Raw genomic sequence first — 10,733 nt, forward strand, 5'->3', positions numbered from 1 at the left:
CCCCCCCCCCCCCCTCTCCCCCCACCTTATTCTTTACTGTTTTTTGTCGGCCTCTCTGGGGGGTGGGGGGGGGGGGGGGGGGGGGGGGGGGGGGGGGGGGGGGCCCCGGGGTCCGGGGGCACGGGGAGACTGGGGGACTGGGAGACTGGGAGATATTTATTTACCCTTTACCCTTTTCCCTTTACCCCTAAAGCCTAAAGCCTAAAGCCTAAAGCCTAAAGCCTAAAGCCTAAAGCCTAGCCAAATCGATAACCAAAGCCGCGTACGGTGGTAATATATTGTGGTTGGCTGGGGTCGATTTCGAGTTTTTCGCGCAGCCAGCGGATGTGAACGTCTACGGTTTTGCGATCGCCGATAAAGTCAATGCCCCAGACGCGATCGAGCAATTGTTCTCGATCCCATACTCGGCGAGGGTTCTGCATAAATAGCTCTAGTAACCTAAATTCTCTAGGCGAGAGATTCACGCCGATACCGCGTACAACTACTCGATATTCTTCAGGATAAAGTACGATCTCTTGAAATTGAATGGTTGGCGGATCGGCAGCTACATTCAGGCGATGGCGACGCAACAGCGCGCGACAGCGCGCGACTAACTCTCGCATACTAAAGGGTTTGCTGATATAGTCATCTGCGCCAACTTCTAAACCTAGTACCCGATCGGTTTCGGTGGTTTTGGCACTGACGATTAAAATTGGGACGTGATTATTTTGGGATCGTAAAAATCGACATAAATCTAAGCCGCTGACTTTGGGCAGCATCAAATCGAGAATAATTAAATCGAAGGGAAATTCTTGCAGTTGGGGAGTGGCGGCTTGACATTGAGTGAGTGCGCTATGTCCATCTGCCACAGCAACTACTTCATAGCCTTCCTCTTCCAATCCCATCACGAGCAGTTCCCTAATCGATTCTTCATCTTCTACTACTAAAATCCGATTGGTGACGGTGCCTAGTTGCCCGATAGCAGAGTGGTTCGACATGTTGAGTGCGAGCATCATCACAAGTAATGAAAAAAGATCGGAAAATGATTTTTTAACCGAGAGTCTTTAAATAAGTATTTAGGCTGTACGATCGGGGGACAAAAGTTTTTGTAGCTACATTATTATTAGCAGGCGATCGCCGAGATCGCAATACTACATTTTTCTGAAATATGGGATCTAGAATGGCAATCTCTGGGCTACGTTCGATCGACAACAATTCTAATTATCTCTAAAGTCGGATCGCTACACCCACCAATTTCTCCGCCAAGATCGAGGATTTGTCGTAAGTAGCTCAGGGCGAGCGGCGTAATAATTTCGCCTGGAATTAAGACTGGAATTCCAGGTGGATAAGGACAAATTGATTCGGCACTAATTTTGCCAATGGCGCGATCGAATGGTACGCTAATATGATAACCTCGATCTGCTTGGCGCGGGGTAATTGCCATCTCGGTAACAATGTGAGTAGGTGGTGCGATCGAGGTTAAATCGAGCTGTCGATGGCGTTGGCGTAGCCTCTCAGAATGAGAATCGTAATTGCTGGCTAATTGCGTCAATCCGGCAACTAATCGATCGATATCGGCGATCGTATTTCCTAAACTAATAATAAATGTCAAATGTCGGATCGATGGTAACTCAGCAACGATGCCAAACCCTACCTGGTGATGAGTTTCTGCTAAATTAGTCAATATTTCGTCTGCTTCAAATCCAGTCAGATTCAATCCCGTAACTGTCACGGTTAAGCGCGTCGGATCGAGATATTTCCAGCCCGGTGTCGGGCGATCTAATTTAAGTGTCGAAAGTCCATCAATTCGATCGATTCGCGCCCGCGCAATGTTGGCTAATTCGATTGTTTTTACCATCAACTCTTCGCCGTGTAATGCCATTTGTTGGCGTGCGGCATCTAGAGAAGCTAATAGTAAATAGCTCGGACTAGTTGTTTGTAATAACCGTAAAGATCGACTCACTCTCTCGACATCGATCCGAGAGCTGTTGACATGCAACATCGCCGATTGAGTTAACGCACCCAATAACTTATGCGTCGATTGTACCGTCAAATCTGCACCGACACTTAACGCCGCAGGTGGCAGATCGGCATGAAAGCCCAAATGCGCGCCATGCGCCTCATCCACCAATAACGGAATCTGGTAACTGTGGACGATCTCCGCAATTGCAGCTAGATCGCCACACGCACCATAGTAAGTAGGATAAACTACCATCACAGCCTTCGTATCGGGATGTTGCTCTAGGGCGCATTTAATCGCCGATGGTGCGATACTGTGGGCTATATCCAACTCTCGATCGTATTCTGGCTCGATAAAAATCGGCACCGCACCCGCATGAATCACACCTGCAATGGCGGAGGAATGCATATTGCGCGGCAAAATAATCTTCTCCCCCATCCCACAAGTTGCCAAAATTGCCGCGATGACTCCGGCTGTCGAACCATTGACTAAAAACCATGTCTGCTGCGCGCCAAAAGCATCGGCAGCTAGAGCCTGAGCGGCGGCGACGATGCCTGTGGGTGCGTGGAGATTATCTAATCCTGGTAGTTCTGGTAAATCCCACTTCAACACATCTGCGCCCCAGCGATCGATTAAACTGGAATTCATCCCCGCACCGCGTTTGTGCCCAGGCGTGTAAAAAGGCGCGTGAGACTTAACTACCCACTTTTCAAGTGCATCGATAATTGGCGTTTGAGACTGATTTACTCGATCCATGCTATGGAAACCATTTGAGATCTTTTGAGCGACCTAACAGATATTGGTGGGACGGGCGGGTTTATGCTAGCCAGCATTGATTTTACTGTTCGATCTGAACAAACCCGCCCTCCCCCACTAGGAGATCTCAAATGGGTTCTATAGAGATTCTGAGTTCGGGATCGGGAAAATCGATTTAGGATTCATTATTCTTGGGTAAAATCCAGAATCGATACACTAAGTATAAAATGACACCAAATACCGAAAGGGTAATTAGCGAACTAATTAACTGAAAGACAGTTTTAATTAGCGATAACCCCAGCAAGCCGCCACCTGCGATCGCAAGTAGTTTACCACTTGCAGGAATATTGCTAAACCAGGTCACAAATTGTTGATAGCTGCGCTGGAGTGCGCCGATTCCTAAGTCGGGAATATCGACATCGATTTGGTTGAGATCCTCGCCTCCCGAAACGGATCGATCGAAATTACTCTTTAAGTCTCGGATGCGGTTTTGCCAATTTTGGGGTTCTGGAGAAGTCATGTCGATTTTGGATGTTGGATGATGCCCGCGATTTAATCTCGGAGATGGTGACTTAATGAAGGCATTTTGCTCCGATCGTTAAGTCTAGATCGATCGAGCCTCTGGCGATCGCGTGAATGGAGGATAACTGGTGCGGCTCGATCGATTATCGGCGATCGCCAATCGAGTTATCGATCGCGAGGATACAGAAATTAAAATTGCCTTACCACAATTAATTACTGACTATTACCCAGATCTTAGTCTTGGATTACTTCCACTGCGATGACATCGATCGTATCTGGTGGCGTATCGCGCACTAATTGACCTCGATCGACCTTGAGGACTTCGCCGCAGTTGGTACACTGAATTTCACTACCATTAATGCCTTGTAACGGCTGAGTGCATACCGGACATTGCGCTTGAATGATACTGCGCCGCAGCCACCAGAAAAAGCCTAAGAATCCAATAATGGGGGTCAAGATCGTCAATCCCACCACGATTAGAGCCGATTTGACGATCCACCCCAATCCTAAACTACCTAGTAACAGACAAATTGCCACAATTGTCAGCCAGGATTGCACGGGAGGTAGATTGACTTGAAAAAAATTAGGGCTGTTGTTGTTCACTAAATAAGTCGCTCCATAGGACTGGAAGCCAGATTGCGCTCGATCGACTGGGCGATCGCACCCCTCCACATCGAGATTCATTCTCAGTATTCTATCTTACCAGGATTAGATTCGATCTGGGGATCTCGTCCCTGTGGGTGTCCGCGTTAATGTTTGGATAATCCTCATCTCGATCGGTTTAATAATAGAGATGAGGATGCCGTTTGAAAAAATGGTAAATGCAATGATTCGATTTTTTAACGATCGGAATTCATGAAATTGTGCCGATCTAATTTACCGCCAATCTCAGAGTCTTTATTGAGCCTGCATTTGTGTCAATACGCGACTCTGACCCCAGATTTTTTGGTCGATGCGGACTTTTACAGCGATGGCCATCGCTTGATATTTGCTAGCAACTCGGATCGAGTGCGATCGCGCATGGATTGAATCTAGCTAGCTAGGTAATTAGTAGCAATTCTCTACGCATTTCTAGTAATTAGACCCCAAATAAAGATGGCAATCATCGAACCGATTACGGCAAAAATCAGTGAAGGAATTAAGGCTCCAGTTGCGGCTCCTGATGATGCCATCACAAATGACCCCTTCGTTACCAGTGTATACAAAGTCCCGCCGATAAAGGCACCGACGATTCCTAGTACCATCGTTGCAATCAAGCCGCCGCCTTGACTACCGGGATAAATCATTTTGGCGAGTGCGCCAGCAACTAGACCGAGTACTACCCAACCAATAATATTCATGAGGTTAAATTCTCCAGCTTTCTAAAGTTTAGTTCGATACTTTAATCTTACCGAGTTTAATTGAAGATTATCGTCTTCTTGCAGATCGGTTTTCCCTATTTTAGCCGATCGGCTTAGTGCGGATCTGAGCGGTTAATTAATTCTTAACTTTTTGCGCCAAATCCACCCTTTTTCGGTTGAGACTTAGGCTTAGATTTGTCCTTGCTCACTTCTAAAACTGCGGCTTGAAACAATTCATGGAGGTGAATAGGCACGCTGGCAAGATCGGGTAAATCTGGTTCTAAATATTTATTAAATTTAGTTAATATCGCATTGAGATATGTTGTCAAATTAAAGTTTGGGAGTTCTAGGCTTTGCCCGTTGGCGAAGCCTTCTGGAAGGGAAATCGCCAGAGGTAACCGTTCGGGAAACTCGATCGCCAATCGCCGCCATACGTAAGCGTTCATCTGCGGATCTGCCAAGCATTTGCGGACAAAGTTGAGATCTGCGGGGAGGTATGCCGCGTCAGATGCAAGTAAATTTTTGAGTCGGGAATAATCGACTAAAAACATCTGTCCCCAATAGGGATGACTGAGCGCGGTAACTGCGGCAGCCGATCGCATCTGTTGGGGAAGTTCGACTGTGGGTGCGACCATCTTTCCAGATGGGGCTGTTTGCCCCTGGGAGGCACCAGGATCGGGTAAACCGAGCGTTGTTGTCAAAGCTTGCAATTCGTCGGCTGTAACCCCCGAATCGGTGGCAATTTCACTTAAAGAGCGATTCCCATCGATTCCGGCTGTTTCTAGCTGTCGCTCTAGCATCCAGGTTTGAAATTCGCCAACCCGCGTTTGTAATTGTTTGCCTGGGAGGGTAATTTCGTCGCTCCCAAAAAATTCGACAAACCGATCGTGGTAAACTGCTACCGATTCCCAGGCTGCGGCTAATTCGTCAGGCGCATCGCTGTAGAGATAATGCGGATAATTTTGGCGAAAAGTGCCGACAGCCACGGCTAACTTCGGTCTGCCCAATCGACCTAAAGCTACCCAGGGAGCTAAAATTGCCCAGTCAATTCCGACAATCTGACTTAGTTGCGCGATAATGAGATCGCCAACTTTTAAGCGGCTCATGGCCGTTTGAGATGTCTCGTCGGTAAATTGAACTCGGTAATGCTTGGCGGTGAGCCAATTCATTACTTCTAAGCCATTGGGAAATATTTGGACGATTGCAAATAATCCGACAAAGCTCCGCCGCCAATTAGCGATCGTCTGACGATCTTCGAGACTTAAATTTGGCTGACTGGCAAGAAATAAGTCTAAGGGCGATTTACCATCGATTTCACCTTCGATCGCGAATCGATGAATCAGCAACTTTTGTTGTCCTGGATCTAGCTGCGGATGACGCTGTAATTGTCGAGCTGTAAAGCTGGCTAAACCACTGGCAATATTGCCCCGATCTGTTTGAATAAAGTCGATAATTGCCGACCATAGCACGCCAGCACGGGCAAAAAGCGGATCGAACATATTTATTGCTGGGTGTGGGATGTGTGGGATGTGTGGGATGTGTGGGAGGAGAAAAACTTACAGCCTATAGCCTTTACCCCTTTCTTTACCCTAAAACCCCTCCTCTTTATAAAAGCACTAAGGAGCTATTAGCTGAGCTAATAACTCCTTAGTAGATGGGAGGGTTACTCTTCAGGAGTAGCTGGACGAATTTGTTCTAGTTCGTGACAGTCATCGGAGACTAGCGGCTCGGCATTTCCTCGATAGACAGAGGCTAATTTCTGACTGATTGAAGCAATACTTTCCAGTCTGACCATTTCTTCCCACGAGGAGACTTCATCATCTTCATCAGTCTCGTAGCGAATCGTGACCAAATCGCCTTCGATATCGGTGATGCGAGCACGTTCGATCCACCGTTGTTGATCCCGCAGGAAGATACATACTTCCCGACCATCTTCACACATTTGATAGATCTTACGGTGTAACATAGTTAAACTCTCCTAAACAAATAAATCTGGCGATGGAAGTGGAAATCTAGTGGTAATCCTGGGGAGGAAGATTAGATTAACTTTCCCAAAATTAACTAGATGCAATTGGGCACAGCCCACGCTTCACGAACGGTTTAGTTGAGGAACTTAGTGCGAGCATCTACCCAAGAGTTGAGGATTGTATCGATCGCAGCTTCAGTGGCGAAGCTGTGCTGACGGCGATAACTTTCGACAAAACGATAATTATCAGATTCAAAATTCGAGTCTGTCATTGCTGGTGGTAATAGGCCGCCTGACTACAGGGGCTGTGAATTACTCGATCGAGATTTTGCGAACGCCGATCGTGTAGCCTATATAACTATAATACCCGTTTGCTCGTCGATTTGCTTATATAAGTCGATCGGGATAACTAGTTCTGCGAGTATTGGCGGAAGGCGCGCTTCAAACCGTTGCCCAGCCATCAACCATTGCCAACCATCCACCCCAAAAATTAGATGTTTACCGTCACCAAACAGCCTCAAACCGAGCCAATCTACGTGCTAAATGATACGGATAGCCACAGCTCTCTAACTGTTTTCCCCGATCGTGGTGGGATTGCAACCAGTTGGCAGGTGGGCGATCGCGAGTTAATGTATTTAGATGCCGATCGGTTTACCGATCCAACCTTGAGCGTGCGCGGCGGGATTCCCATTTTATTCCCAATTTGCGGAAATTTGCCAGATAATGCTTACTCGATTGGCGATAAACAATACTCACTCAAGCAACATGGGTTCGCACGAGAGTTACCTTGGCAAGTTACTAGCCAATCTACCGCTACCGATGCGAGTTTGACAGTGGTACTCGAAAGTAATGGAGACACTCGTCAAGTTTATCCGTTTGATTTTAGCGTCAGCTTTACGTATCGAATTCGCGGTGGCGATTTGGTTATCGATCAAACTTATACCAACAAGTCCGATACGCCGATGCCCTTTAGTACGGGTTTACATCCTTACTTCTTGGCGACAGATAAAGTTCGACTCACCTTCGAGATTCCCGCAGACAGCTACCAAGAAAAACAAACGGGTGAGATTCATCCCTTCGCTGGCAAATTTGATTTCACTCAAGCGGAAATTGATGCTGCTTTTACCAATGTGAAGGCAAATGTCGCCACCGTCAACGATGCTGGGCAAAACATGAAACTGACGATGACTACCAGTCCTAACTATCGCACCGTCGTATTTTGGACAGTCGAGGGTAAAGACTTTTATTGCTTAGAACCGTGGACGGCTCCTCGCAATAGCCTCAACACAGGTATCGATCTACTGCATGTGGCTCCTGGCGAGACTTTGAACTGCAACGTGACTTTTAACGCCAAGTTTGCTTAAAGTAATCCTTGCCTAAATTCGATTGGGCGTGTTATCTTATTAAAGGTCTGATTAATTCAGACCAAATGGGACGCTAGCTCAGTGGTAGAGCATTCGGCTTTTAACCGATTGGTCCCGAGTTCGACCCTCGGGCGTCCCATCTACACAAAATCGACAAGCAGTTTAGGGAGTAGTAATATCTGCTCCCTTTTGCATTATTTGACAACTAGTTCAGCAATCTTTAGTTAATTTTACGGCAGGGAGTATCAAGACTAACAGATCTTTGGTAAAGTATCTTTAGTTTAAGAATCATAAATTGACGATCTTCCTTTGGAACGGCATTGCCCGCGATCGACGATCGAACATAAAAGATTTAAATTTATAGGAGGAATTTCTAATGGCTCTCGTCCCATTGCGGCTTTTGCTGGATCACGCTGCTGAAAATAGCTACGGTATCCCAGCTTACAACGTCAATAACATGGAGCAGATTCAAGCAATCATGCAGGCTGCTCAAGAAACCGATAGCCCAGTTATCTTACAAGCATCTCGCGGCGCGAGAAACTATGCTGGTGAAGCATTCCTGCGTCACCTAGTCCTAGCAGCAGTGGAAACATACCCCAATATTCCCATTGCCATGCACCAAGATCATGGTAACAGCGCGGCAACTTGCTACTCAGCCATGAAACAAGGCTTTACCAGCGTCATGATGGATGGCTCGCTCGAAGCTGATGCCAAAACTCCTGCAAGTTTTGAGTATAACGTCGATATTACCCGTAAAGTCGTCGAAGTAGCTCACGCGATCGGTGTTAGTGTCGAAGGCGAACTCGGTTGCTTGGGTTCACTCGAAACCGGAATGGGCGAAGCTGAAGACGGACACGGTTTTGAAGGTGCTTTGTCTCACGACCAACTCCTCACCGATCCCGATGAAGCAGTCCAATTTGTCGAAGCAACTGGTGTAGATGCGCTCGCAGTAGCAATCGGTACCAGCCAAGGTGCTTACAAATTCACTCGCAAACCCACAGGCGAAATTCTCGCCATCAGCCGGATTGAAGAAATTCACAACCGTCTCCCCAACACTCACCTAGTCATGCACGGTTCATCTTCCGTACCCGAAGATTTACTCGCACTGATTAACAAGTACGGCGGTAAAATCCCCGAAACTTACGGCGTACCTTTAGAAGAAATTCAAAAAGGCATCAAATGTGGCGTTCGTAAAGTCAACATCGATACCGACAACCGCCTCGCCATCACCGCAGCAGTGCGCGAAGCTCTCTTCAGCAAGCCTGAAGAATTCGATCCTCGCCACTTCATGAAGCCTTCGATTAAGTACATGCAAAAAGTATGTGCGGAACGTTACACTGCGTTCTGGTGTGCGGGTCAAGGTAGCAAAATTAAAACTGCATCGCTTGAAGAGTTTGCAGCTAAATATGCTAAAGGTGTTTACCCAGCTCCTAAAGTGACTGTTAGCGTCTAATTGACTCCACTAAAGTAGGTTAAAATCTCAACCCGATTTCTTTAAATAGAGGTCGGGTTTAGATTTAATTAAACTAACCCTAGTTCGCGTTTGAGCAAATTAATCGATTTCAAGCCGATATAGCTTTCGCTTTCGACAACTTGCGGAATCCTAATCAAGTCATCGCCAGCAGCTTCGATCGCTTGATGGACGATATTCAGGCTGGCTTTATCGCTGATAATGGTATGAGCGCGGCGGATCGTGGCATTGAGTTTATAGTTGTCTTTGGTTTGACATGCCATGACTAATAAATCGTCGCCACGCATACTGTGTACCATCATTTCGGCGACGGCTAAAATTCCCGCACTGAGACTGACTATCCCAACATAACTATTTTTGGGGAGAGTTTTGACCAAGGCTAGCTCTTTTTCGTAGTCTTGTAAGTCTACAGGAATCACGCGGATCGATCGCGGTGAAATGACTTCGCTACCCGCTAATTTTGCCTCCACGCTACTAATAAAATAGCGACTGGTAACGACTGTCGCTGCTAATGATTGCGCCAGTTGTGCTTCCAATTTTTCTAGGGTGACAAGCTGCACGGGAATACCTAGCGATTGTTGTAACTCTTGGAGCATTAACTCGCCCGCACCTGTTTCGATTCTGGGGACAGTTACAAATACTCTCGCACTACACCGCCACCGCCAATCGATTTCAGTTAAAAATAATTCGCGGGCTTGATTGAGCGAATAACCTTGTGCGAGCAAGGTATTGAGGCTCTGAGAAACTAAATCGAGCGCGGAAAGACTCGGATCGATCCGCTCGTTCGCAATCAGATGATTGCTTTCATGCCCCAATGACTTGACATATATACCCGAACCAGGGACGGATTCGACTAAGCCAGTGCCTTCTAATTGACTGTATACTTTACCGATCGTGTTGCGATGCAATCCTGTTTGCATGGCTAATTGACGGGTACTTGGCAATCGATGTCCGGGGGAAAATTGCCGAGACGCGATCGCAAACAACATCTGATCGTATAGTTGTTTGGATACGGGAATTTCGCTATCAGTTTGAATGTGGAATTGCATCGGTAGATTACTTGACAGTCGATTTTTAACAGTTGGCAGAAATTTATAATTATTTTGTCTGATGCTCTCAGCATACCCTCACGGCAAGAGGCTATTCGTATCGATCGAATTTTTGCGATCGTCACAGCACCGCCGATATAACTAAACTTCAACCCCAACTCGACTAATTTCGCGATTGAGGCTCTAAATCAACTTCTTTGTCTGCGGACTTCATACAGCATCAACGCGGCGGCGGTGGCGACATTTAATGATTCTACCGTTGGCGACATCGGAATTTTGACCTGAAGTTCGGCTAATGCTGCCAAATCTGCGCTCAAACCCGCGCC

At 46.8% G+C, this 10,733-nt stretch carries 12 protein-coding genes and 1 tRNA gene; 3 read left to right on the plus strand and 10 right to left on the minus strand.

Going from position 1 to position 10,733, the window contains the following annotated elements; genetic code table 11:
* Positions 1-236: 236 nt before the first annotated feature.
* The 8 genes from RMO79_RS22365 to RMO79_RS22400 all read right to left on the minus strand — a co-directional run bounded on the left by RMO79_RS22365 (position 237) and on the right by RMO79_RS22400 (position 6,795).
* A complete protein-coding gene (locus tag RMO79_RS22365) occupies positions 237-992 on the minus strand; it encodes a response regulator transcription factor (protein ID WP_310485486.1) in 756 nt (251 codons plus the stop codon).
* Between the two features lie 182 nt (positions 993-1,174).
* Positions 1,175-2,695 (minus strand): aminotransferase class I/II-fold pyridoxal phosphate-dependent enzyme, encoded by a 1,521-nt coding sequence (locus RMO79_RS22370; RefSeq protein ID WP_310485477.1) that lies wholly within the window; start codon positions 2,693-2,695, stop codon positions 1,175-1,177.
* A 175-nt stretch (positions 2,696-2,870) separates the two neighbouring features.
* Entirely contained in the window at positions 2,871-3,215 is a 345-nt protein-coding gene (locus tag RMO79_RS22375; RefSeq protein WP_310485478.1) for a hypothetical protein, read from the minus strand.
* A gap of 236 nt (positions 3,216-3,451) precedes the next feature.
* A complete protein-coding gene (locus RMO79_RS22380; protein WP_310485479.1) occupies positions 3,452-3,901 on the minus strand; it encodes a hypothetical protein in 450 nt (149 codons plus the stop codon).
* A gap of 377 nt (positions 3,902-4,278) precedes the next feature.
* Positions 4,279-4,557 (minus strand): GlsB/YeaQ/YmgE family stress response membrane protein, encoded by a 279-nt coding sequence (locus RMO79_RS22385; RefSeq protein ID WP_295618452.1) that lies wholly within the window; start codon positions 4,555-4,557, stop codon positions 4,279-4,281.
* 143 nt (positions 4,558-4,700) lie between these two features.
* A complete protein-coding gene (locus RMO79_RS22390) occupies positions 4,701-6,056 on the minus strand; it encodes a hypothetical protein (protein WP_310485480.1) in 1,356 nt (451 codons plus the stop codon).
* A gap of 164 nt (positions 6,057-6,220) precedes the next feature.
* A complete protein-coding gene (locus RMO79_RS22395; RefSeq protein ID WP_310485481.1) occupies positions 6,221-6,523 on the minus strand; it encodes a DUF6679 family protein in 303 nt (100 codons plus the stop codon).
* A 134-nt stretch (positions 6,524-6,657) separates the two neighbouring features.
* Positions 6,658-6,795, minus strand: coding sequence for a hypothetical protein (locus RMO79_RS22400; protein ID WP_310485482.1), 138 nt, complete (start codon positions 6,793-6,795; stop codon positions 6,658-6,660).
* 222 nt (positions 6,796-7,017) lie between these two features.
* On the opposite strand from RMO79_RS22400, the gene RMO79_RS22405 reads away from it, so the two are divergent.
* From RMO79_RS22405 to fba, 3 genes are all read left to right on the plus strand, one after another.
* Positions 7,018-7,887 carry an aldose epimerase gene (locus tag RMO79_RS22405; protein ID WP_310485483.1) on the plus strand — a complete coding sequence of 290 codons (870 nt, stop codon included), beginning with the start codon at positions 7,018-7,020 and terminating at the stop codon, positions 7,885-7,887.
* 67 nt (positions 7,888-7,954) lie between these two features.
* A tRNA-Lys gene (locus tag RMO79_RS22410) sits at positions 7,955-8,026 on the plus strand.
* Positions 8,027-8,263: 237 nt separating this feature from the next.
* A complete protein-coding gene (gene fba, locus RMO79_RS22415; protein ID WP_310485484.1) occupies positions 8,264-9,340 on the plus strand; it encodes a class II fructose-bisphosphate aldolase in 1,077 nt (358 codons plus the stop codon).
* 68 nt (positions 9,341-9,408) lie between these two features.
* Here fba and RMO79_RS22420 read toward each other — a convergent pair whose 3' ends face one another.
* The gene (locus RMO79_RS22420) at positions 9,409-10,407 is read right to left on the minus strand and encodes a GntR family transcriptional regulator (RefSeq protein ID WP_310485485.1); all 999 of its coding nucleotides are present in this window, start codon (positions 10,405-10,407) and stop codon (positions 9,409-9,411) included.
* Positions 10,408-10,595: 188 nt separating this feature from the next.
* Positions 10,596-10,733, minus strand: a 138-nt coding sequence (locus RMO79_RS22425; protein WP_310485487.1) for a TrmH family RNA methyltransferase, incomplete at its 5' end; no start/stop codon positions are given.

It is taken from the genome of Chamaesiphon sp. VAR_48_metabat_403, assembly GCF_031422475.1.
Classification (GTDB): domain Bacteria; phylum Cyanobacteriota; class Cyanobacteriia; order Cyanobacteriales; family Chamaesiphonaceae; genus Chamaesiphon.